The organism is Alteromonas sp. AWJ4_197, assembly GCF_056160285.1.
On the sequence record NZ_JBSWWW010000002.1, the window covers coordinates 451,587 to 475,718 of the forward strand.

Annotated in this window: 21 protein-coding genes; 11 read left to right on the top strand and 10 right to left on the bottom strand. The window is 47.5% G+C overall.

Translation table 11 applies throughout. The features are described from left to right. The first annotated feature begins 18 nt into the window (after positions 1–18). On the top strand, positions 19–2,193 hold the full coding sequence (locus ACXAGC_RS05400; RefSeq protein ID WP_474843076.1) for a M3 family metallopeptidase: 2,175 nt from the start codon (positions 19–21) through the stop codon (positions 2,191–2,193). A 100-nt stretch (positions 2,194–2,293) separates the two neighbouring features. On the opposite strand, the gene folE2 is transcribed toward ACXAGC_RS05400, so the two are convergent. Both folE2 and hisI read right to left on the bottom strand, forming a co-directional pair. After that, entirely contained in the window at positions 2,294–3,190 is an 897-nt protein-coding gene (gene folE2 / locus ACXAGC_RS05405; RefSeq protein WP_474843078.1) for a GTP cyclohydrolase FolE2, read from the bottom strand. Between the two features lie 56 nt (positions 3,191–3,246). Further along, complete coding sequence (gene hisI / locus ACXAGC_RS05410) at positions 3,247–3,666, bottom strand: phosphoribosyl-AMP cyclohydrolase (RefSeq protein WP_474843081.1); 420 nt, start codon at positions 3,664–3,666, stop codon at positions 3,247–3,249. A 301-nt stretch (positions 3,667–3,967) separates the two neighbouring features. On the opposite strand from hisI, the gene ACXAGC_RS05415 reads away from it, so the two are divergent. Next, positions 3,968–4,435 (top strand): hypothetical protein, encoded by a 468-nt coding sequence (locus ACXAGC_RS05415; RefSeq protein ID WP_474837095.1) that lies wholly within the window; start codon positions 3,968–3,970, stop codon positions 4,433–4,435. Between the two features lie 88 nt (positions 4,436–4,523). Here the strand turns inward: ACXAGC_RS05415 and ACXAGC_RS05420 are convergent, their stop codons facing one another. Then, on the bottom strand, positions 4,524–6,221 hold the full coding sequence (locus ACXAGC_RS05420; protein ID WP_474843083.1) for a protein adenylyltransferase SelO: 1,698 nt from the start codon (positions 6,219–6,221) through the stop codon (positions 4,524–4,526). Between the two features lie 281 nt (positions 6,222–6,502). Beyond that, entirely contained in the window at positions 6,503–7,240 is a 738-nt protein-coding gene (locus ACXAGC_RS05425) for a PIG-L deacetylase family protein (RefSeq protein ID WP_474843085.1), read from the bottom strand. Positions 7,241–7,411: 171 nt separating this feature from the next. On the opposite strand from ACXAGC_RS05425, the gene ydiJ reads away from it, so the two are divergent. Then, entirely contained in the window at positions 7,412–10,441 is a 3,030-nt protein-coding gene (gene ydiJ, locus ACXAGC_RS05430; protein ID WP_474843087.1) for a D-2-hydroxyglutarate dehydrogenase YdiJ, read from the top strand. A 63-nt stretch (positions 10,442–10,504) separates the two neighbouring features. Here ydiJ and ACXAGC_RS05435 read toward each other — a convergent pair whose 3' ends face one another. The 3 genes from ACXAGC_RS05435 to ACXAGC_RS05445 all read right to left on the bottom strand — a co-directional run bounded on the left by ACXAGC_RS05435 (position 10,505) and on the right by ACXAGC_RS05445 (position 14,006). Then, on the bottom strand, positions 10,505–12,697 hold the full coding sequence (locus tag ACXAGC_RS05435; protein ID WP_474843089.1) for a bifunctional rhamnulose-1-phosphate aldolase/short-chain dehydrogenase: 2,193 nt from the start codon (positions 12,695–12,697) through the stop codon (positions 10,505–10,507). A 242-nt stretch (positions 12,698–12,939) separates the two neighbouring features. Continuing rightward, positions 12,940–13,479 carry a DUF3833 domain-containing protein gene (locus tag ACXAGC_RS05440; protein WP_474843091.1) on the bottom strand — a complete coding sequence of 180 codons (540 nt, stop codon included), beginning with the start codon at positions 13,477–13,479 and terminating at the stop codon, positions 12,940–12,942. Further along, on the bottom strand, positions 13,476–14,006 hold the full coding sequence (locus ACXAGC_RS05445) for a chalcone isomerase family protein (RefSeq protein ID WP_474843093.1): 531 nt from the start codon (positions 14,004–14,006) through the stop codon (positions 13,476–13,478). Before ACXAGC_RS05445 ends, ACXAGC_RS05440 begins: the two co-directional genes overlap by 4 nt. A gap of 111 nt (positions 14,007–14,117) precedes the next feature. Here ACXAGC_RS05445 and ACXAGC_RS05450 point away from each other — a divergent pair, with 111 nt between their 5' ends. The 4 genes from ACXAGC_RS05450 (at position 14,118) to nspC (ending at position 17,993) form a co-directional block, all read left to right on the top strand. Continuing rightward, entirely contained in the window at positions 14,118–15,020 is a 903-nt protein-coding gene (locus tag ACXAGC_RS05450) for a 1-aminocyclopropane-1-carboxylate deaminase/D-cysteine desulfhydrase (RefSeq protein ID WP_474843095.1), read from the top strand. 129 nt (positions 15,021–15,149) lie between these two features. Continuing rightward, positions 15,150–15,551: a hypothetical protein gene (locus ACXAGC_RS05455; RefSeq protein ID WP_119502260.1), complete on the top strand. Its 402-nt coding sequence runs from the start codon at positions 15,150–15,152 to the stop codon at positions 15,549–15,551. Positions 15,552–15,645: 94 nt separating this feature from the next. Continuing rightward, a complete protein-coding gene (locus ACXAGC_RS05460) occupies positions 15,646–16,848 on the top strand; it encodes a saccharopine dehydrogenase family protein (RefSeq protein WP_119502261.1) in 1,203 nt (400 codons plus the stop codon). A gap of 14 nt (positions 16,849–16,862) precedes the next feature. Further along, positions 16,863–17,993 carry a carboxynorspermidine decarboxylase gene (nspC, locus tag ACXAGC_RS05465; RefSeq protein ID WP_474843097.1) on the top strand — a complete coding sequence of 377 codons (1,131 nt, stop codon included), beginning with the start codon at positions 16,863–16,865 and terminating at the stop codon, positions 17,991–17,993. Positions 17,994–18,120: 127 nt separating this feature from the next. On the opposite strand, the gene ACXAGC_RS05470 is transcribed toward nspC, so the two are convergent. Together ACXAGC_RS05470 and rsmI are read right to left on the bottom strand one after the other, a co-directional pair. Then, entirely contained in the window at positions 18,121–18,387 is a 267-nt protein-coding gene (locus ACXAGC_RS05470; RefSeq protein ID WP_303572802.1) for a hypothetical protein, read from the bottom strand. Positions 18,388–18,489: 102 nt separating this feature from the next. Continuing rightward, complete coding sequence (rsmI, locus tag ACXAGC_RS05475; RefSeq protein WP_474843100.1) at positions 18,490–19,332, bottom strand: 16S rRNA (cytidine(1402)-2'-O)-methyltransferase; 843 nt, start codon at positions 19,330–19,332, stop codon at positions 18,490–18,492. A 212-nt stretch (positions 19,333–19,544) separates the two neighbouring features. Between rsmI and ACXAGC_RS05480 the strand changes: the two genes are divergently transcribed. The 4 genes from ACXAGC_RS05480 to ACXAGC_RS05495 are packed head-to-tail and all read left to right on the top strand — an operon-like array spanning position 19,545 to position 23,144. Continuing rightward, entirely contained in the window at positions 19,545–21,554 is a 2,010-nt protein-coding gene (locus tag ACXAGC_RS05480) for a penicillin-binding protein activator (RefSeq protein WP_474843102.1), read from the top strand. A gap of 4 nt (positions 21,555–21,558) precedes the next feature. Continuing rightward, the gene (locus ACXAGC_RS05485) at positions 21,559–21,903 is read left to right on the top strand and encodes a YraN family protein (protein ID WP_349588611.1); all 345 of its coding nucleotides are present in this window, start codon (positions 21,559–21,561) and stop codon (positions 21,901–21,903) included. Between the two features lie 54 nt (positions 21,904–21,957). Next, entirely contained in the window at positions 21,958–22,557 is a 600-nt protein-coding gene (locus ACXAGC_RS05490) for a phosphoheptose isomerase (RefSeq protein WP_119502267.1), read from the top strand. Then, positions 22,557–23,144 carry a BON domain-containing protein gene (locus tag ACXAGC_RS05495; protein ID WP_474843105.1) on the top strand — a complete coding sequence of 196 codons (588 nt, stop codon included), beginning with the start codon at positions 22,557–22,559 and terminating at the stop codon, positions 23,142–23,144. The genes ACXAGC_RS05490 and ACXAGC_RS05495 overlap by 1 nt, the downstream gene beginning before the upstream one ends. Positions 23,145–23,307: 163 nt before the next feature. Here the strand turns inward: ACXAGC_RS05495 and ACXAGC_RS05500 are convergent, their stop codons facing one another. After that, positions 23,308–23,946 carry an RpiB/LacA/LacB family sugar-phosphate isomerase gene (locus tag ACXAGC_RS05500; RefSeq protein ID WP_119502269.1) on the bottom strand — a complete coding sequence of 213 codons (639 nt, stop codon included), beginning with the start codon at positions 23,944–23,946 and terminating at the stop codon, positions 23,308–23,310. Between the last annotated feature and the right edge of the window lie 186 nt (positions 23,947–24,132).

Genomic DNA, 24,132 nt, shown 5'->3' on the forward strand with positions numbered 1-24,132 from the left:
CAAACGACAGGAAAAAAAATGAAAAAAACACTAATCGCCGTCGCCATGACGGCTTCAATTCTGGCCTTACAAGGATGTTCGCCAGCCCCCTCTTCAGATACCGGCAGCCAACAGGGCGTTTCAGTTGAAAGCACTAAAGAAGACAATCAGAACAACCCTTTATTCAAGGCTAGCCCGTTAATTTACGAGGCACCGGTTTTCGATAAAATCGATAACGCCCATTTTCTCCCGGCCTTTGAAGAGGGCATGAAACAGCACAGCGAGGAAATTGAAGAAATTGCAAAAAATCCGCAGCCTGCGAGTTTTGACAATACCCTTATTGCTATGGAAAAGAGCGGGACTCTGCTTACCCGCACCAGCCGGATATTTTTCAATTTGGCGGGCACGGATAGTTCTGCAGAGCGTCGTGAACTGCAGAAAACATTGGCGCCAAGGCTGGCTGCACATCGCGACAGTATCTCACTGAACCATCAATTGTTCAGCCGGATTGAAACTCTCTACAACCGTCGTGATGAACTTAAACTCGATACAGAATCGCTGAGACTTCTTGAAGAAACCTACGGGAGTTTCGTGCATGCCGGTGCGAAACTCAATGAAGTGGAAAAGAATAAAATCAAAGACATAAACGAAGAACTTTCTACCCTAACAACTCAATTTTCACAGAATCTGCTGGCAGAGACGAAAGCGATTGCCGTGCTCGTTGATGATAAAAATAAGCTGGCAGGGCTTTCAGAGCGACAAGTGAAAGCTGCTGCGGATGCAGCGACGGCAGACGGCCATGAAGGCCAGTATCAAATAAAAATCACCAATACGACCCGACAGCCCATTCTGGCCTCTCTTGAAAATCGTGAATTAAGACAAAAAATTTGGGAGACTTCTGCATTTCGTGCCCAATCTGGCAGTAATGACAACAGTCAAATAATTGTCAGACTAGCAGAACTACGCGCGCAAAAAGCTTACCTCCTCGGATATAAAGATTGGGCGAGCTATAGCCTGGAACAACAAATGGCTGGGACACCTGAGGCAGTTTACGACATGCTCGGCAGCATGGTACCTGAGGTAGTTAAAAATGTTGAAGCAGAAGCGGCAGATATACAAAAGCTGATTGATGCAGAAGGCAGCGACTTTACCCTTAAACCCTGGGACTGGGCGTACTATGCAGAGAAAGTCCGGCAAGCCCGTTATGATCTGGATGAAGAGCAGGTAAAGCAATATTTCGATTTTGATCGGGTGCTCGAAGACGGCGTTTTCTTCACAATGAATAAATTGTTTGGTATCCGCTTCGAGCCACGTCCGGATCTTCCGGTCTATCACCCTGATGTGAAAGCATACGAACTCTTCGATATCGACGGTAAAAGTCTGGCCATTTTTTATGCTGATTACTTTGCCCGCGACGGAAAACGGGGCGGTGCCTGGATGAGTTCATTTGTCGGACAATCGCATTTATTGAATAAAAAGCCGGTTGTAGTGAATGTTATGAATATTGAAAAGGCCCCGGACGGCGAGCCTACGCTGGTTAGCTATGATAACGTCACCACCATGTTTCATGAGATGGGCCACGGTGTTCACGGCATGCTCTCAGATGTGAAATATCCGTCCTTGTCTGGTACAAATGTTTCCAGAGATTTTGTTGAATTCCCTTCAACCTTTGAGGAAGACTGGGCAGCGTATCCGGAAGTCATTGCAAACTATGCAAAACATTATCAAACCGGCGAGCCTATCCCGAAAGACTTATTAGACAAAGTGATCAGCTCCAGAACCTTCAACATGGGCTTCGACACGCTTGAATACATGTCTGCCGCCCTGCTCGATATGGAATGGCACTCAATCACGCCGGATAATATCCCTGCAAACATCAACAAATTTGAACAAGCTGCTCTGACCAAACACGGTGTAGATATTGATTACGTGCCACCCCGTTACAAATCAGCATTCTTCTCTCACTCTATGGGCGGAGGCTATTCTGCCGGCTACTACGCCTACATGTGGAGTGAAATTCTGGCCGCCGACGCATTTGCCTACATGCAAACAAAAGGTGGTTTGAAGCTGGAAAACGGCATGCAGTACAGAAAACATATTTTGGCCACAGGAAATTCTCGCCCTCCTATGGAATCTTACAAAGCATTCCGTGGTCAGGAACCGACAACCGAAGCGTTGCTTATTCGCAGAGGGTTAAAAACGCGAATTAATTAACTAGAACCAGGTTTTTTGCGAGATTACGCCCTTCCCTTTTCGGGAAGGGCTTTAAATCACACCGCTCTACTTGTCATTTGCCTTAGGACAAATTGAGTATTTAGTCGCTGGTAACCACGGCAACAGCGTTATGAGCATGCAAGCTTTCCTGATGCTCCACTTTGCACCAGAATTTATTCACATAATCCATCGCGCTAAGAGACATCTGTAATTTTCTTGCTGCATCTTCACAGAACATCTGATTAGCCCCATTTAAACGGGCAAACTCCTGTTCATCTATCCGCTTTACTGCCGTCTGCACCGGGGTGGCAAGCACATCTTCGAGCGCCCAGATAAGCGTATCCGGGCACGGCCATGCTTGTTCATTTAGTGTTAAATGAATATACGCAAAGGAGCGCTGACTGTGGGGTGTTGCTGTTGCACCATCCGGCCCTTGTAGCCACGTCAGAAGTCGCGCTTTTTCTATCAAGGGTTCAGAGAAAACACGATCAACAGCTTCCGCTGTCAATTGCTGAGAAAGCGACGTAGAGCAAGGGCAAGTGCTGGAATACGGTATTGCTAATTGCATTTGATGCGTAAAGTCTTGCTCATTTTTCTCAGAAATTAGTGAGATGCTGTAAGCCTGAAATCCCGACCTTCCACTTAACAGAGCGGGTTTCTCTAGCGTAAGAGAAAAGTCGATACTGATTCGGGCACTTTTGCTAAGGCCCTGCTGGCTGGAAATCATATCTTCCAGCAAGCTTTCTATTGATTCTTTTGAATACTCCTTAACAGCAAAATCGTTGATGCATGAATACAAACGGGACATATGTATGCCTTTTGCTGAGCGGTCATCAAGACTGACATAGATATCAGAAGAAGCTGCAACGGTTTGCGTTGCATTAGCTAAAGCAATATTTAGCGGTATGGAAATACCGTCCATACCAACCCAGCGAATTGTTGAATGCAAAGAAGATGAAGTGTCCGAAGTAATATCGGGAATAACACGAGAAGACAAACTGAACTCCAAAAGATATATAAAATTACAAAAGATGCACGCTATAGTGGCCGGAATCAGGCAGGATCTCCGTTAATAACCACTTCGTGTTTTTTTCTGTTTACAGCTAAGTAAAAGCAATTCGGCCGGCCAGTGTGGCAAGCCGGACCTGATTGTTTAACCCGACACAAAATGCAATCTCCGTCGCAGTCGAAGGATAGCCCGACCAACGATTGGGTATGTCCGCTTGTTTCACCTTTAAGCCACAACTGCTTACGTGAACGGGACCAGTAGGTGACGTTGCCGGTTTCCAATGTGTGAATCAGGGCCTCTTTGTTCATCCAGGCAAACATGAGCACTGTATCCGTTTCACTATCCTGAGTAATAACCGGGATAAGCCCATCCTGGTTAAATGCCAGCTCGCTGATAACATCGCTAAGTGGAAACGCAGTTTGGTCAGATAATGACTCTATGCTGCGGAAATAGTCTTTAGTCATTTGAATTTATTACCGGATTTATAGTAATCGACTTAAAGTGAATGCAACTCATAACGCATCCCCTCATTGAGAAAAACTATTACGAGTTACCATAAATATCTATCTAACGTAATGTTATATTATAACAATACTGGCATAAAGAATTGTTACTTTTTACTGATACCTGCTGAAGTTTAAGTGGCAAAACGCCGGAGAGATGGAATGTTAAACTTTAATAAAGAAGACAGAAATTAATGTACTGCCTTATTTAATGCAGAGCAGATACATCATTTCAAAGTCTAAAACCGGAGAACTATCAAACATGTTTAACCAAGAAATGGTTCATACAGCGCTACAAACCTGGTGTGATAACGTTGTAAAAGTAGGCAAAGTCCATGCTGAAGGTGGTGACGCGGCAGCGTTTTCAAACCAGGTGCTTACTGATAATTACGATTATGACAATGGGCACGTGTTGTTTAAACCCACCCTGACTTTCGGAGAGCAAACCTTCCGACCCACCAAAGAAGGTGCTTTATCTTACTTTGTAGGTGGTAACAGTGACTATCCTAATGATGGCGGGTTCAAGTTAAAGCCGTGGGTTAAGGTTTGGTATAGCAAAGAAGACTTTATTCTTCATGGCGACCTGGCCATTGTTCAATGTAATGTGCATTTTATCGGTGCTGATGACAGTCACATTTTTGTGAACAAAAGTTTCGTGTTTAAACAATGCGAAGACGGCAAAGTGCGTATTATTCTTCATCAATCATCGCTGCCCTATCAGCCTGCTTAAATAGCCCTGGCAACTGCAAGGTAGTAAGAGATTACCAAGCTGTGCGTACCCTGGTGCGCACGGCTTTTTACTAAATTTTTCTGGCATGCTATGAAGAACAGCTATAGTGGGAAACGCCACCTGCATATAAATATTCTTCAGGTCGTTTTTTACAATATTTGCTTTCCAACTCGCTGGTTTGCTCACTGTAGGGGTGAGTAAAAACGTTTTGTAATTCGTTAATCAGGGAATAGTCCCCGGCTGCTGCTTGTTCGTAGGCCGGCACAACCAACCATTCCCGCCAGGCGAACTTAGGATTAACCTGCATCATTCGCTCAGATACTGTGCTTGCATCCTCGCATCGTGTGACTTGTGCTTTCCAACTCTCGAACCATTGCTCCCATTTTACTTCCAGGGATTCGGATAACGGCTTGTAAAAGCTCTCTTTCAGCGCGCTGAATTCAACGGGTAATGATGACAGCCCACGGAAAAACAGTGTGTAGTCTACCGGTGTCTGCATCATCAGTTTCAATAGTTCAATGACAAACTCCGGAGCGACTGTATTTAACCCCAGTTTAGATGCCCACATAGCGTCCAGCTTTTCCTGCATGACAGCCTCAAAACTTTTATTGATCTCGTCAAGTTGCTCCAGCTCTTTACTGCCTGATAATAGCGGGGCAAGCGACTGACAAAACATGGAAAAATTCTTTTGCGCAGCCACAGGCTGATTAAGAAATGAAAAGTGCTCACCGCCTCCGGTCCAGGGCTGAAAAAACGGGTCGAAAGGTTCACAAAAGCCAAACGGCCCATAATCCAGCGTAAAGCCACCAGCAGCACAGTTGTCGCTATTAAAGTTCCCCTGACAGTAACCAACTCTTATCCAGTTCGCGATAAGGTCAGTCAGCCGGTGTTGAAACGCGCCCGCCAACTGAATAACTTTCGCTTCGAGAGGCTGGTCTGCGGGAATATCCTTGCTGTATTCTCTGACAATAAGGTGCTCAACCAAAGCACGCAATTCTGCCAGCGCCTCAGGGTGCTGATTACTGCGGGCACGACGGGCAAACAATTCAAGTTGCCCCACCCGAATGAACGAGGGCGCAACGCGGGTAGAAATGGCTACCGGGTTTTCAACCATCATGGTGGGGTCGGCGCTCCGGGAATTGTCTTCATACCAGGGTCTGTACACAGTGTCTGTAGCCGAGGCTATCAAACATAATGAACGAGACGTGGGAACCCCCAGGGCATGCATATATTCCTGAGCAAGAAACTCACGCACGCTAGAGCGCAACACCGCCCTGCCATCGGCTCCCCGGCAATAAGGGGTTGGCCCGGCGCCTTTCAGCTGCATTTCAAACCGGGAGCTTTCACCATTAACCTCAAACACAGAAATTGCCCGGCCATCACCATAACCATTGCCGGTTTGAAACGGACACTGCTGAATATATTCGGTGCCGTAAATAGACAGCGCATAGCCGGTGGCCCATCCGGTAGAACGAATTGGTGCAGGCTGGTTGCTTAGATCGCCGGAAAATAAGCGGATAAAATCGATATCTTTTGCCAGCTCATCATCAAACCCGAGTTCTTCGAAAAGTGCTTTACTGTGTGCAATACAAATCGGCTCTGCAATAGGCGTCGGTTTCACGGGTACGTAATGCCCTGAAAATACCTGACGGGGATGATAGTCATCGCCAGATTCGGTGGACTGCGGATCGCGGGTGAGCGCTTCGATGAAACTGTAGTCGACAATCTCTGCCAGCCCGGTCACAGATTTTATTCCAGCTTTACGCTTCTCATTCGATGCATTCATAACAAATTGCTCTAAACCGGTGGTCAATGATGTCAGGTAAGACGACGGATTTTCTTGAATTTATAATTATTCGTGTTCGTAGAGTACTCATTATGAATTATTGCAGGTGTTCCTGAAAGGCAAACTGAACATAATGAGCACGTTAATTACCTGTATAACAGGCACTGCGATAATCATGGTCCGGTAGAGATTCTATCGCAGGCATAAATTCAGAATTTCACGACTCACGTCGAAGTAAGTCGTGGTATTCGTTTAGCTCTTTTTTAAAGCAGAGGGTCTTTTTATAACGCGTCCACCACTGTTGGTGTAAGCTTCATATACCCCTCTGCATATTCAATTTTCCGCTTAGCTGCGATACCAATGTTCCTTTGTGCCTGAACCCCACGTTGCTGCGCCACACGGGTATAATATGCCCATAAATGTTCCTGTCCGGCCATACATTCAATGGCTTGCCTTTTCTTGTCCCACACGCCGGTAATATCTAAAAATGTATTCGGCGTCCATTCACACTGTTCTGTCTGATGAGGTTCGAACGCATAAACCGGCGGTGCACCCAGAATTTTTTGCTGCGTATTGTATCCGGCAGCTTGCGCCGTCACTCTCGCCTCTTGCGCGAGCCGCATTGCGAGAGGATGGTCAAAATTATAGGGGTCGACCACTGAATGGCTCAACACGAATTCAGGTTGCAGCGTCTGATACAAATCAACCATGCGAAAGAGGGTTTCATCAGTTACGCGCATAGGGTAATCACCGATATCCCAAAATTCGATGTCAGCACCGAGTATATCAGCAGCCATCTGTGCCTCTTCCTGTCGCGCGGCTTTTACTTTTTCCAACGTCATATCCGGACGCTTCCATAATTTTGCTGACTCTCCCCGTTCACCATAGGAAAGACACACTACTTTTACCTGCCAGCCTTGCTGAACGTGAGCGGCTATAGCACCACCTGCCCGCCATACGAAATCTGCAGAATGCGCGCTGACAACCAGTGCTGTTTTTATGGGATCTGATAAAGCCATATGTTCTCCTTAAAAAAGTAACCTGAATAGTTATTGGTGGTAACCCCTGTAAATGATGATTCACGTGCAAACACGAACAAATGTTATGTTATATTGTAACAATCTAGATTTTGAAATTAGATTACCTGCCTCAGGCATTAGTAAAGCTGATAATGAGAAGAGCAATACGGTATGCATAAATCTATCCCTGCCCTTGATAGCAGAACACTTATACAGCTGGAGTACATTAACTTTCTGGCTCAGTTGAAGGAAGCCGGATTCAAAGGAGATATCCAGCAGAGTTACGGCAGTCGGGTGCTCTACAGTACAGATAACTCTGTATATCAAAAATTACCACAAGCAATCGTACTGCCAGCGAATATTGATGATCTGTTTCTTTTAGGAAAACTTGCAGCCCGGCATCAACATTCAGGCATTCGATTCAGCCCCAGAGGCGGAGGAACAGGTACAAACGGGCAGTCATTAACTGACGGCCTCATTGTCGACACCTCACTGCATATGAATCAGATTCTGGAAATTAATACCCGTGAAAAGTGGGTGCGTGTGCAAGCGGGCGTAGTTAAAGACCAGCTAAACGACTTCCTCCGTCCCTACGGCTATTTTTTTGCGCCGGATCTGTCCACCAGCAACCGCGCGACTATCGGCGGAATGATAAATACGGATGCATCAGGTCAGGGCTCCCTCGTTTATGGAAAGACATCTGATCACGTGTTGGGATTAAAGTCTGTACTGGTCGACGGCACTTTGTTCGAGACGTCTCCGTTGACTGTTGAAGAAGCGAAGAAGCGTATTTCTGATGGTGGTATTAAAAGTAGAATTCTGGCGCAGCTCATCGAAACCGGTATAGGTAAGCGAAAGAAAATTGTTAAGAAGTTTCCCCGTTTAAATCGCTTTTTAACAGGCTACGACCTTGAGCATATTTTAAACGATGAACTGGATGTGCTGGATCCAAGCAGGATCCTCTGTGGTTCTGAAGGAACACTGGCCTTTATTGCTGAGGCAACCCTTAACATTACCCCTATTCCAAATCATAAAGTATTGCTCAATATAAAATACGATTCCTTTGAATCGGCACTCCGCCATGCGCCCCAAATGGTTGCAGCTAAGGCCACTTCGGTAGAAACAATAGACAGCAAAGTATTAAACCTCGCACGGGAGGATATTATTTGGCACAGCGTTAAATCGCTGATCAAAGAGGTTTCCGGCAAGGATATACTTGGTCTCAACATGGTGGAATATAACAGCAATGATGAGAACGATATTGAAGAAAAAGTACATGCCTTACAGTGCCGTCTCAACACAGAAATAGAAAACGGAGCAAACGGCATTATTGGTTACGAGGTCACCCGCGACACCGGGCAGATCAATAAAATTTATGCCATGCGAAAAAAGGCTGTGGGACTACTCGGCAAAACGCGCTCTAAAGCCAAACCAGTAGCATTCGCCGAAGATACCGCTGTTCCGCCTGAAAACCTGGCTGATTTCATTCTGGCCTTTCGCAGATTGTTAGACAATAAAGGTCTGCATTACGGTATGTTCGGGCATGTCGATGCGGGAGTACTTCATGTTCGCCCAGCTCTTGATTTATGTGATCCTCAGCAGGAAGCCCTGTTACGGGAAATTTCCGACGATGTTGTCCGGTTGGTCGCTCAGTATGGTGGCCTAATGTGGGGAGAACACGGGAAAGGTTACCGGAGCGAGTATGGTCCTGCATTTTTTGGTGATGAACTGTTCAATGAACTCAGAAAAATTAAAACAGCCTTCGATCCGGAAAATAAAATGAACCCCGGAAAAATTTGTACACCATTGGCGGGCGATGAAACACTTGTCAATATCGATGATGAAAAACGGGGACGCTATGATCGGGAAATCCCTGTTGCAACACGAGATGCCTTTCAGACCGTAATGGACTGTAACGGCAATGGTCTCTGCTTTAACTACGATACAAATTCTCCAATGTGTCCTTCATTTAAGGCCACAGGCGACAGGCGCTTCAGCCCGAAAGGCAGAGCATCCATGTTAAAAGAGTGGTTAAGGCTACTCGCAGAACACGATCTGCAAGCTGAGATGCTTGAACAAAAATCAGGTAGTACTTCCTGGTATACTCGTTACCGGAATAAGTTGCATTCTCCGGATGATTTTTCCCATGAGGTCCTTGAAAGTATGGAAGAGTGTCTTGCCTGCAAAGCCTGTAGCACGCAGTGCCCGGTAAAAGTTGATGTCCCCGCATTCCGGGCCAGATTTCTGAATTTTTATTATCACCGTTACAACCGCCCGCTGAAAGATTACCTGGTAGCAGGTGTAGAAACTATGACGCCGTGGCTGGCAAAAATCCCCAGAGTGGTCAACCGGCTTATGACCTCCATGCCGGTTAAAAACCTGTTAGAGAACAGGATTGGTTACGTAGATGCCCCCGAACTTTCGGTTCCTACTTTAAAACAGCGTATCAGCGAAAAATACCTGTTCGACTTTTCGAAAGTTGAGGAAATAGGTCCGGATGAACGTGAAAATACAGTATTACTCGTTCAGGACCCCTTTACCAGTTATTACGAAGCAGAGCTGATAACCGACACTCTGCAATTATTAGAAAAGCTCGGGTTCAAGCCACACCTTCTTCCTTTCAAACCGAATGGTAAACCTCAACACGTGAAAGGGTTTACCAACGCTTTCAGAGATACTGCAGCGGCATCAGCTGCCTTTCTAAATAAGATAGCGGAAACCGGGCTGCCGATGGTAGGTCTCGATCCATCCCTGGTATTGTGTTATCGCGATGAATACACCAAAGCTCTTGGTGACAAACGAGGTAACTTCGAGGTGTATTTATTGAACGAATGGTTGTACGACAAGATGCCGGACATGCCTACAACGTCAAGTCATGAGTATGTTTTACTTGGTCACTGCACAGAAAAAACAGCCTTACCTGAATCTGAAACGCAATGGCGGGAATTATTTGAAAAAGCGGGGCTGCGATGTAGAGCATTGCCTGTCGGCTGTTGCGGTATGGCGGGTACATTTGGTCATGAAACAGTGCATAAAGACACATCCAAAGCGATTTACGGGCTAAGCTGGCAACCAGCCATTGCGGGTGCGGAGTCAGAGCACGTAATGGCAACTGGATATTCCTGCAGAAGCCAGGTGAAACGATTAGAAGGCTTCAAGCCTCGCCATCCTGTTCAGGTTCTGCTGCACCACCTGAGCTAAAAAATAATGCATGGCCAAACCGGTACAGTTTAAGGCCATGCATCTCCTCTCTTTATCTACAGATTACCTTAAAAACGCCTCGTGTAATCCGCCGTCCACGCTGATAACTTGCCCGGTTGTTTTACTTAACTGACCGGAAATAAGCAGGTAAGCCGCTTCAGCCTGATCATCAGGTGTAATAGGCAACTTAGTTAACGTACGCTGTGCATAGAAATCAGCGAGTTTATTGCGCAGCGACTCTGTGCTTTCTGTCTCATCAAACCCGATATCATATTTGCTCAGCGAAGAGATCACCCGCTCTCTTGGAAACATACTGCTACCCTGCACCACCGTAGCTGGCGCGAGGGCGTTAACGTTCACTAGCGGGGAAAGTGTTACCGCCAACTCTCTGACCAGGTGATTAGCCGCCGCCTTGCTGGTGTCATAAGCGATGGAACCTTTTTTCGACACAGCAGCATTAACACTGGTTGTCAGCACTAACGCGCCCTTCAGCCCCTGTTTAGCCCACACATTCTGAGCCTCTGAACCAACGATATAACCGCCTTTCACATTTATGTTGAAGCTGAGGTCGAAAATCTGGTCGTTAGCCAGTAAATCAGCGCCTTCGGCTCTAAATACGCCCGCAGTTACGATGATTTTATCAATACCGCCATACGCCATTATCACGTTTGAAAGCATTGCTTTAACTGACTCTCTGTTGGCAATGTCTACTTCAAGTGCAATAGCGGGCCCGCAGCCTGAAATCCCTGTTCCCGCAACACCAATGCCCTGTCCAAGCTTAGCGGTAAGTTCATTTGCTGTCTGCTTAGCATTTTCTGCACGAAGGTCGGCACAAACCACGTGCGCGCCTTCAGCTGCTACGCGATGGGCTGTCGCTTTACCAATGCCGTCACCGGCACCAATCACCACCACGATATCTCTTGCTAAAGGCTTCTCTTTGGGCATGCGCTGAAGCTTCGCTTCTTCTAACGCCCAATACTCAATGTCGAATGCTTCCTGGGGAGGGAGCCCCTGGTATTCAGAAATCGCTTCAGCACCTCGCATGACTTCTACTGCGCAGTTATAAAACTCAGCGGTTACCCGGGATTCACTTTTATTCTTACCCCATGCAATCATACCAACGCCCGGAATAAGCACCACCGTTGGACTTGGATCACGCATAGCGGGAGAGCCTTCGCGCTTACAGGCATTGTAGTAGTCAGCGTAATCCTGCTGATACGCCTTGAGTCCCGCTTTGAATTTCTCTATTAAACTGTCAACGTTCTCTGTCTGCGGGTCGAAATCAACGAATAATGGTTTAATTTTGGTTCGCAGAAAATGATCAGGACAAGAAGTGCCCATACTCGCTAAACGTGATGCATCGTGACTATTCACAAACCGTAAAATCGTACTGTCAGCCTGCACGGTAGCGATAAATTTCTTCTCTTTTGAGATAAGCCCACGAGCTACGGGTAAGAAGTCAGAGAGTAAATCTGCACGTTCCTGTTCGGTGAGAGACTGGTATTTTTCACCACCAAACGTTAATTCACCTTTATCATGCTCTTCAATAAATCGGGCTGCCCGTTCCGCGATACTCAGAGAAAGGTCGTAACAGGCTTTACTTTCGTTTGCCCAGTTTATGTGCCCGTGCTGACCCATTAAAACACCGTCAATTCCCGGATTTGCCTCGTAAGTCTTTTTCAATAATAGTGCCGCTTCCCATCCTGGCCTGATCCACGGCATATAGGCAAGCTTGCCTCCCCATATCGTCTCAGTGAGTGCAACCTGGTCTTTACAGGTGGCTACAGCGATAACCGCATTTGAATGCATATGATCGACATGCTTTTCATCAATCATAAAATGGAGAGGCGTATCAATAGACGAGGCCCTTGGATTTAAATTGAAAACACAGTGTGGAAACATGCCAACCATGCGGTCTTCACCTTTCTCCTTATAGCCCTTGTCATCGAAAGTTTGGTAGACGTTATTTAACGAGCACAGCTTTTCCTGATAGAGCGTCGCGAAGTTTTCTTTTACCGAAGTTCTCAAGTCACCGCCGGAACCTTTCACCCATAGCACTTCAACTTCGGTACCAGTTAGCGGGTCTTTGTCCATGATTTTTGCCGATGTGTTTCCGCCTCCTGTATTGGTTATACGAAGATCAGAACCCAAAATATTGGAACGGTAAATCAAGTTCTCAACCGCATTTAAATTATTCGCTTCTTCGTCATTCCAAAGATAATCGACATGCATGAATTCTTCTGGCTTATAAATCATCTGAACGCTCCTGTAAGTGATAACAATTGAATAAAACTGAAACCCAAAACAGCCAACCTCAATCAAATTCAATCATAAAAAGATATAAAAAATGCCTTCCTCCAATGAAGGAAAGCCATTCACAACATTCTACACAAATTTAATGTTATAACATAACATTAAATCACTTTGTTAATGAAGGTCACTTATTGGAACTGCAGACGCACTATTCATTCACAGACCCATATTGCAGGGTAATCAAATCACTGCTTCTGCATGAATATGGTCACTTCTGCCATGGTAATGCCAAATTTCTTTATGTAGGAGCGGTTCATCATGGTGTCTTCAGACATGCCAAAAAACCAGTCGTCAAAGGCGACTTCATAGGTGGTATCATCCACGGGTAAATCCATGGAATAAGAGAAGTTAAAAGCATTGCCGTAACTGGTGCCCGTTGCGGTTCCCAGAATATCGCCCGCTTCACCGGCGTACCGGCCATTTCCCTGCGGAGTAATGCGCCAGGTGCGCTTTTTCACGCCGTCACCGAGCTGATAACTGAAGGCCTCTTCAAGAAAGAGTACATCGCCTTCCTGACGGGCGTTTATGTCGACCATGAAGCGCTGAACCACTTCACCTGAACGGTCCTGCACAATGCCCCAGGCTTTAACATCACCGCTGAAAAACTGATACAAATCGAATGCAGGCGTTTGCTGACGATAGGTTTCGCCCTCAGGCGCGCCAGCGCAACCTGCCAGTCCTGTAGCAAAAGTAACAGCAAGTAAAATACGTAAAACTGATTTCATTTTCTCTCTCCGGTCAGGGCTTTGCGAACAGCAGGCTCTGAGGTGTTTTCCGCCAGCCAGATAGCAAAAAATGCGTCAGTAAACGCTTCATCCTCAACTTTGCCCAGCGGTTCGTCATTATAATAAAACTGTGTATTTCCCTGACTGTCAGCCACCCCTGTCAGGCGGTCACCTTCTTCAACATCGGGAAACAGCGCTTTCATTTCCTTTTCCCAGCGGTCAAGAACGGCTTTGTCAGAGATCCCCTGCCCCTTCATCTCTTTCACCGACCGCTCTGCAATGTCTTTGCCGTTAAAACCGCGCAGGTAGGTGAGCTCAAGAGCGAACGGTCGCTTATCCTGCCAGCTGCCATCAGCGGTAAACAACCTGATGTCGTATACATCCCAGAACAGATAGCTGAGCCGTGATTCTCCGGCCAGTTTTGCTTTGTGCGGCCAGAATCCGGCCTCCGGATCAGAAACTGGATCTGCGGCGGCAGAATACATAAATACAGATAAAGCCAGCGCACCGGCTGTTTTCGTAAACATTGGAAACCTCCGTTATCCGGAACAGGTAACTAATAGTGATTACAAGCTTTGCACCCGGCCTGATCATTCATTAACATCTGTTAATGTAGCTGTTCAGAACAATTTATATTAATGATCTCACCAATTTCTCTGCACGATACCGGAGAGCTATTGCTGCCTTCACCGTTGCAACCATTCCACCCTGACTGGCCGGGTGCGGATAAACTGAATCTGTATATAAAACGGGATGACCTCATCCACCCGGTCATATCCGGTAATAAATGGCGAAAGCTGAAATACACCTTCAATGCTCTGCCCGCCGGTTGTGAACGCATCATCAGTTTTGGTGGCGGCTTTTCTAATCATCTTCATGCCTGCGGCTTTTTATGTGCATTGTCTGGTTTGCCATTCACGGCGATTGTGCGGGGAGATTACTCAACGAACCTTACTCCCATGCTGGAAGATTTGTATCGCTGGCAGGCGGACATCCACTTCGTTGATAAAAAAACCTACAAACTACGGGATGATCCTGACTGGCTCTCGTCTTTATCTCAACGTTATCCCCGTTCAGTAACCATTCCGGAAGGTGGCAGTCAGCATCTCGCGCTGAAAGGCGTGGCAGAGATTGTTGAAGAATGTGATGTGGAATTTGAGCATGTCGTCGTCCCCGTGGGCAGCGGCGCGACTCTGGCAGGGTTAATTACCGCACTAAAAAAACCACAGAGCGCAACAGGCATTGCAGTGCTTAAGGGTGAAGCGTACCTTGAATCACTGGTAGAGAGCCTGCTTCCTCCGGACACCGTGATGCCAGCATGGCAAATTAATCATCAGTATCATTGTGGTGGTTACGGCAAAGCGCCGGAAGAACTGAAAGCGTTTTGCAATGATATGCAGCGCAGCTACAACATACCTGTTGAGCCGGTCTATTCAGGGAAAATGTTTGCTGCCGTTAAAGATATGATTGCCAACGGTCAATTTTCCTTTGGTTCAGCTGTGTTATTAGTGCATACTGGAGGTCTTCAGGGCGCACGGTGATGTGATCTGAACGGGCACTTTCCCCGTTTCAATGCACATATTCTGTCTGCTTAAAGATTATGTGCAGGGTTATCTTTTTCGTTGAATTTTTACACTTAAAAATCAACACGTTTTATCAGGAGAACCAGATTGATTAATAATCCGCAACAATTGCCCGAACCACTGCAATTGCTGGTTAACCGCTCACTTCATCTTTGTGAACTTATGCTTCCTCACTGCAGCGCGTTGTATCCTTTTGCTGCAATTTATGAAGATGGCCGCGTCGGCTGCCTGTTTGCCGACGACCGTTGCCACGGCGAAAATGAAAGTTACCTTATCGAACAGCTTCAATGGCGAATCATCGATACCACCACTGACACCGACAGCTACAGTGTGCTGGTATACGCCGCTACCGTTACCACAGACAGACACAAACAACTCAACGCCATTGCCATCAATGCCGGTCATCCAAACGGCGATGAAACTATGCTACTGTATCCCTACTTCCGGGTCGGGAAAAAGATTGTGGTATCCCCGCCAATACCGGGCTGAAAAATTGCTGGTTACCGGCTAACTTTGCTTGCCAAAAAGTTGATGTCTGCTAGCATTCAGCGCAAATTTACCTAACGTCACGGGAAATAAAAATATGTCTCGCGTTTTAATTATTGGTGCTGGCGGTGTTGCCGCTGTAACAGTGAAAAAATGTGCCCGCCTGCCAGAATATTTTGATGAAATTTATCTGGCCAGCCGTACTGTATCCAAGTGCGAAGCCCTGCAAAAAGAAGTCGGTGCTGATCGCGTAAAAGCGGTTTATGCCGTTGATGCAGACAATGCTGCTGAAGTTGAAAAACTGATTAACGAAGTAAAGCCTGACTTGCTGATCAATCTGGCACTGCCGTATCAGGATCTGCCAATCATGGACGCGTGTCTGGCAACCAAAACAGATTACCTGGATACTGCGAACTACGAACCCAAAGACGAAGCTAAATTCGAATACAGCTGGCAATGGGCTTATCAGGATAAGTTCAAAGATGCCGGCATTATGGCGTTGTTAGGCTCAGGATTTGATCCGGGCGTAACGAACGTATACACCGCTTACGCTGCAAAGCACTACTTTGATGAAATCCATTATCTGGACATCGTCGACTGTAACGGCGGCGACCACGGTCAGGCATTCGCGACTAACTTTAACCCTGAAATTAATATCCGTGAAATCACTCAGCGCGGCCGTTTCTGGGAAAATGGCGAATGGAAAGAAACTGATCCATTGAGCGTACGTGAAGATCTGGATTACCAGAACATTGGTGTCCGTGCGTCTTACCTCATGTTCCACGAAGAACTGGAATCGATTGTTAAGCACTTCCCTACCCTGAAACGTGCCCGTTTCTGGATGACGTTTGGTGATGCTTACCTGAATCATCTGCGCGTGCTTGAAGGTATCGGTATGACCAGCATTGAGCCTGTGGATTTCCAGGGTCAGAAAATTGTCCCTCTGGAGTTCCTGAAAGCGGTATTACCTAACCCGGGTTCACTGGCTGAAGGCTACACAGGCCAAACGTGTATCGGTACCTATATTACCGGTGTGAAAGACGGCAAAGAGAAAACTATCTTCATCTACAACAACTGTGACCACGCAGTCTGTAACGAAGAAGTGGGCGCACAGGCCGTATCGTACACCACCGGTGTTCCGGCAATGATTGGCGCAATGATGATGCTGCAGAATAAGTGGAAAGCACCAGGCGTATGGAACATGGAACAATTTGATCCGGATCCGTTCATGGAGCAGCTGAACATTCACGGTTTACCGTGGCATGTTATTGAGTGTGACGAAAGTCCGTTCAAACGTTAATTGGAGACAACAGGTTGACTGATTTAACACAGCGAAATGATATTCCTTCTCCCTGCTATGTGCTGGAAGAGGAAAAGTTAATTCGTAATGTGACGTTGATGAAGCGTGTTCAGGACGAATCCGGCGTGCGTATTATTCTTGCGCTCAAAGGGTTCTCTATGTGGTCCAGCTTTGACATCATCAAACCTTACCTGCACGGTGCAACAGCAAGCTCAGTATGGGAAGCTAAACTGGCCGCGGAGATGGGCAAAGAAGTCCATGCATACTCTCCGGCTTACAAGCAGGCTGATATTGCTGAGCTGAAAAATCTGGTCAACCATATCTCGTTTAACAGCATCAATCAGTGGCATACCCACCGTGAAGCGCTGGGCGGCATATCCATGGGATTACGTATCAATCCTGAACATCAGGAAGCTGATACCCCGTTATATGACCCGGCTGCCCCCGGCTCCCGCCTGGGGATCCGTGCTTCTGAGCTTGAAGGTGTGGATTTAACAGGTATTGAAGGTTTTCATTGTCACAACCTGTGTGAGTGTGATTCCTTCGCCACTGAACGCACATTGAAGGCCATTGAGGCACGGTTCGCTAAATGGCTGCCGTCACTGAAATGGCTCAATCTGGGCGGTGGTCACCTGATGACCCGTGCCGGTTATGATGTTGAGCATTTAATTGCAACGCTGAAAGACTTCAAAGCCCGTTATCCTCACCTCGATGTGATTATGGAACCCGGTTCTGCCGTCGCCTGGCAGACCGGACCATTGATCGCCGAAGTAGTCGATATTGTTGAGAATGAAGGCAAAATTGCCATTCTTGATATTTCCGCCACGGCACACATGCCGGACGTTCTGGAAATGCCTTACCGTCCTGCCATTTTGGGTGCCGGTGAACCGGGCGAAAAAGCTCACGATTACCGTTTAGGCGGTAATTCCTGTCTGGCCGGTGATGTGATTGACACTTATTCCTTTGATAAACCGCTGGAAATTGGTGACCGTTTGCAGTTTGAAGACATGATCCACTATACCATGGTGAAAACCACGTTCTTCAACGGCGTTGAGCATCCGGGGATTGGTATTCTGCGGTCAGACGGAAACTTTGATCTGATCCGTCAGTTCAGCTACGAAGATTTTAAAGGCCGTTTGTCTTAAAACGTGCCGGCAATAAACGAAAAGACTGCCTTGAGAAATCAGCAGTCTTTTTTATGCCTGCAAGCTGAACTTCGCCGGCGGGCTCAACGCAGGAAATCCGTGACGCCCTGGTGAAAAAGAACGAGGGTTAGATAACGCAGCTACCGCGGCAGATACCGGTGTGACTGACGCGGTCATCCAGCAGCAATTCTCCGTCCAGCAGAATCTTAAACTCCGTCCCTTCCGGTGCACTGATACTGTACTCCAGCCCGTACATGTGCTCTTCGTGCACATGGATCTTCGCTTCTTTATGCGGGTAAATCAGATCATAGACACCATCATCATTACGCTCGGCCACTACGTCGAGCATCCATGTTCCCTTGTTGATTTCGATAGACAACGTCTTTTCAATCATGGTCGCTCCTGTTTTCCTTGATTACTGTGCAGATTTGTATCCACATGCATGAACTGCGGATCAATAATCTTCATCTGTGATGGATGTTTCTCCGTTTTCCGGTTATTCCCCGTCCATCTCCAGACCAGCCTGATACAGTGCATTCTTTTTAAGGTTGTAGTGTTCCGCAACAATGGCTGCCGCTTTTTTCAGCGGCAGCAACGGCTTGAGTGATGCCAGCAGCGATAATGCTTCCGGCGGCAACGCTTTTTGTTGAGCAGCAGCCGGGCTGATCATCAGTACAAATTCCCCTTTCTGACGCACCGGATCTTCCTGCAACCACTCAGCCACATCTTTAGCTGCACCATCAACGTAAGTCTCAAAGGTTTTGGTCAACTCCTTAGCCAGCACAATATGACGGTGTTCGCCAAGGGTCTCACAAACATCCTGTACAGTATCCAGTACCCGTCTTGGCGCCTCGTAATACACCGTTGTGAATGTCCGTTCGCACAACCCTTCCAGTACCTGTTTACGCGGTCCGGTTTTGGGTGGCAAAAAGCCTTCGAACATAAATTTATCGGTGGGCAAACCGGAAGCACTCAGCGCGGTTATCGCGGCACAAGGGCCAGGTAATGCCACAACAGGGATCCCCTCTTCACGGCACCGGCGAACCAGTATAAACCCCGGGTCGCTGATAAGAGGCGTACCGGCATCACTGACCAGAGCAACAGCTTCCCCGTCTTTTAAACGCTGGCATAACATGGCAGTGCGTTTATCTTCATTATGCTCATGCAATGACAGCGTGCGTGTATTCACGGAAAAGTGCTGCAACAGTTTATGAGTATGCCGGGTATCTTCTGCTGCAATCCAGTCCACTTCCGACAAAACGGTTAATGCCCGGGGTGAAATATCATCCAGGTTGCCAATCGGAGTGGGAACAATATAAAGCGTTGCAGATTCAGACATAGTGTTATCTCATACAAAATAAAAAGCACAGGTAACTGACATTAGCGGCGGCGCTGAAACCGGCGCAGCGGATGCATAGCCCGTCGGGCAGCCTGGCAGGAGCTGTTGTATCCGGATTGTAGCATGACGAAGGGACAGTTTATCGCTGCAAACATAGATTTTCTGTGTGTTTTCGTTACACTGACGTGGTTTCTCATCAGAAGGAATTTTCGGTGAATTTGTCTGCAGGTTGCCTCCGCTTCTCACAACTCACTCTCATTGCCAGCGCGTTAGTACTCGCCGGTTGTGGCAGTACACCTAAAACCGTGCAATCCCGCACGCCGGTTGAATCAAACACTCAGTTACCTGTAGTGAACATAGACGACTCTCCGGAGTCGCTGATTAAGAAAGCGCGGTCTGCATGGGAGGACAACCATGATGCCGTTCAGCGTAACCGCTATCTGCTTGATGCCGCAGACCTGTACCTGCAAGAATATGAAAGCAATAAAGCACAGGCAATACTGCTGTCATTAAAAGAAGATGGCGTAGCAGAAGAAAACCGCCTTCGTTTGAATTTGCTGATTGCAACTTTGTATAACGGCGATGACGCTGCCAGCGATAACGAATTACTGTCACTGCTGTCTCCTCTTGCTACAGCCGGTGATCTGAAGCGCCGTCAGCAGGCGCTGCGTGCAACGATACTTGAGCGTAAGCATGACTGGACGGGAGCAGCAGAAGCGTATGCAGAATCACTGGAGCCTTCTGCAGAAAGTGTGGAGAAAATCTGGGCACTGATTAACCGTGCCACACCGTCTCAGCGACAACAGGCTCAGGCATCTTCAGCCACTCTCCGGCCTTACCTTGCTCTGTATGACCTGGCAGCAACGGAGGGTTTGTCTCCGGCAGGCTTGAGCCGCGCACTGGTTCAGTTCAATCAGGTTTATCGCGGACATCCTGTTAGTGAGTATATGCCAGCCAGTGTCGTTGCCGGTGCAGAATTACGCACCGAGCAACCCCGTGAAGTTGCCGTATTATTGCCTTTAAGCGGCAAACTTGGCGCAACGGGCACAACAATTAAAGAAGGTTTGCTTTCTGCCTATTACGACCAGGCCAGTTCTCTGCGCGCGGGTGAACAGCCGGTATCACTGAACTTTATTGATACACAGAACAAAACAGCGGATGAATTGCTTAGCGCAATTCATGGCTACAAATGGGTGATTGGACCGCTACTGAAGGAAAATGTCGAAGGCATTATGCACCGTATTCCTGCCGGCACTCACCTGCTAGCCCTTAACCGCGCCGACGCGGTAGCAGCCGGTGATAACCAGCAAAGCGTAACAGGTAATACGTTGACGTCCGATGTCCCTTCTCTGGCAGACATCACTGAACAGGCCGGGAATGCCCTTAATCTTCAGCCCGCTGCCAACAGTCAGCAGGCTTTCTTTGCCCTTGCACCGGAAGATGAAGCAACCCAGCTTGCTGATTATATTTACCAGAACGGATTTAAAACGCCAATCGTCGTTTCTGCCCGGAACAGCATCAATCAACGTATGGAAACTGCGTTCACTACCCGCTGGCAGGAATTAAATGGCAATAAAGCACAGGGAAAACAGGTTAAATTAACCACCGTGCAATTTACCGACAGCAATAGCCTGCGTGAAGGCATTACTCAGTCGCTGGACGTGGCTCAAAGTCACGACAGAATTAAGCAGATTGAGTACATGGTTAACGAAAAACTGTACAACGTGCCCCGCAACCGCCGGGACGTAGACGCCATCATTGTTTTTGCATCGCCTGAGCAGACTGAATTGCTGAACCCCATGGTAGAAGCCAGCCTGAGCCCTTTCAACGGGCAGACAGTGCCGGTTTTCGCCACCTCCCGTTCTATTGAGTATGATGACACCAAAAACCAGTGGCGTGATTTGCAGAATGTGCGCTTCCTGGACATGCCCTGGATGTTGCCACAGCATCAATGGCAAACCTTGCAAAGCCGCTCAGAAACCCTCTGGCCACAGCGTTCAACGCAAATGTCCAGGCTGTTCGCCTTCGGTGTAGACGCCTATAATCTGCTTCCTTACATGCCATCCATGATGACTTTACCGCAAACGAAACTGTCCGGATTAACCGGTACACTCAGCATTAACAGTCAGGGCGATGTAGTTCGTACCCTGCCCCAGGCAGTGATCAGTAACGAAGCGGTTCAAATGCTCTCCTCAGGAAAGGCTGCCGCACCGGGACACTGATATTATGGCCACTGCCAGAGATACCGGTTTACGGGCTGAGCAAACAGCCCGCCACTACCTCGAAGGACAGGGCCTGCTTTTTTTGTGCTCAAATTACACTGCGAAAACCGGCGAACTGGATCTGGTGATGCGGGAAAATGACACCCTGGTCTGTATTGAAGTAAAGTATCGCGATGACGACGGCTACGGAAGCGCTGCAGAGTTTGTTACGCCTTCCAAGCTCAGAAAAGTCAAACGCACCTTTGAACATTATATACTGTCATGTGGTCTTAACCCGATACACACACTCGCAAGAGTGGATGTGGTAGCATTGGATGGTGATAAGTTACAATGGCTTAAGAATGTGTGAAAACCGTGAGTGGTTCGCTGAACGTGAACGCTCGCGGACGATCAGTGAAATACTATGATAGAAAAAATAAAAGAAAATTTTACCGAGAGTATTCAAACTAAGATTTCTGCTATAGAGGTATTACCGGAAGCGATTGGTAAAGCCGCGTATATGATGGTTGATGCGCTGATCAGAGGAAATAAAATTCTGAGTTGTGGTAACGGCGGCTCGGCCAGCGAAGCGCAACGCTTTTCATCGGAAATGCTCAACCGGTTTGAAAGGGATCGTCCCAGCCTGCCGGCCATCGCACTGAATACCGATACCTCAACCATGACCTCCATCGCTAATGACGCCAGTTATGATGAAGTGTTTGCCCGTCAGGTACGTGCACTCGGTCAACCGGGTGATATCCTGCTGGCCATCAGCAGCAGTGGCAATTCAAGAAACATCATTGCAGCCGTGGAAGCCGCACTTTCCCGGGATATGACTATCGTCGCACTGACCGGAAAAGATGGCGGTGAAATGGCCGGGTTCCTCAGTGAGCATGATGTTGAAATCAGGGTGCCGTCTAACAGAACGGCGCGAATTCAGGAAGTTCATCTACTTGTGATTCACAATTTATGTGAATGTATAGATGATATATTATTCCCTGCAGATCACGGAGACGAACATTAATGTGGTGTAGTACAAGGAAGGCAGCATCCGCTCTGGTTATATTTTCTCTGCTCAGCAGCGTTCAGGGCTGCGCAGTGGTGGCCGTTGGCGCAGCCGGCGCGTTGACAGCAAAAGTCGCCAATGACCGGCGAACAGTAGGTACCCAGCTGGACGACCAGACAGCAGAAGGTCAGGTGTCCTATCAGTGGTCCAAAAGTGAAGCGCTGAAGAAAGGGGCAAATCTTCAGGTCGATATTTACAACGGTGTCGCCCTCATCACAGGACAGGCTCCCAGTCAGATCCTCATCGATGAAGCCATAGCCGGTGTGGAGAATGTAGAGTACGTTAAAAAAGTACACAACCAGATCCGCCAGGCAATGCCCATTGACGCCTCGACACAGGCCAACGATATCTGGCTGGCATCAAAAGTAAAAACCAAGCTGGTTGCCGACGAGCGGGTTCCTTCTTTGCAGGTCAGGGTGATTGTTCAGAACAGCGAAGTGTTCTTAATGGGCAGAGTTACAAATCAGGAAGGCACCTATGCGGTCGACATTGCCCGTAACGTAAATGGTGTTACACGAGTCATCCGCGCCTTCGAGATCATGTAAGCGTCAGCTTATCCGGGTCGGATACAGACAAATAAAAAATGCTGGCAGTGCCAGCATTTTTTATGAGTAGTCGTTTTTTAAGTTACTTATTATCCGGTTTATTTATTTCCGGCTTTAACTTCCGGACCAGATAATTTTTAACTTATTTTGTCCGCTGCGTGGATTAACTGTTTACCACTTCCTTAACAAAGGCACTCAGCGCTTCGTCCTGACTGTTACTGAAGAAACATTCCTGGAACTGCGCACCGCCGGTTGCCGTTTTCAGTAAGTCTTCAGGTAAGGCTGCCAGTGCTTCAAGGATTGGCTTGTTTGTCGCCGCCTTCACATCATTCAGAATGATGGCATTGGCATTCTGTGATTCACGACGCTCCGGCGGATAACCCAGCCCGGTCTCACCGGTAAACGCTTTTTCGAACATATAGCGCACATTCAGTTCTGCACCCCAGCCAAAACCCTTAGCAAAAGGCAATGCCAGCGCGTTACCGTTATTAATCTGGGCAAACAGATAGGCATCAGCAGGATCAATACAATAGCCACAAACAACACCCGGCCAGGCGTTCAGTGACATCAGCGCGCCCTGCCCTGTACCGCAGCCTGAAATAACAAAATCAACCGCTTTGCTGTTCAGCAATAAAGCGGAAATAATACCCAGATGGATATAAGTCAGACGGTGGTCGTTGTCATCTTTCATTCCCACATTGAACACTTCGTGACCCTGCTCAGCAGCCACAGACTCAAGTTGTTCAAGTACAACGGCGTTTTTGGACGCCTGACTAAATTCATTCATTAATGCAATACGCATGGAAAATCTCCAAACAAAGTTATGGCGGAAATGGTGGCGATAATTCCCGCCAAAGTAAACGCCAAGCGGTGTGTTTCGCCGTTTCGTTTCATATATGGAAAAATCCTCTCAAAGGTAATCCTGTCAGCAATGTCGGCGTCTTATGAAATAACATGTACAATAGTGTTTCTGCGGATTCAGAGCGCC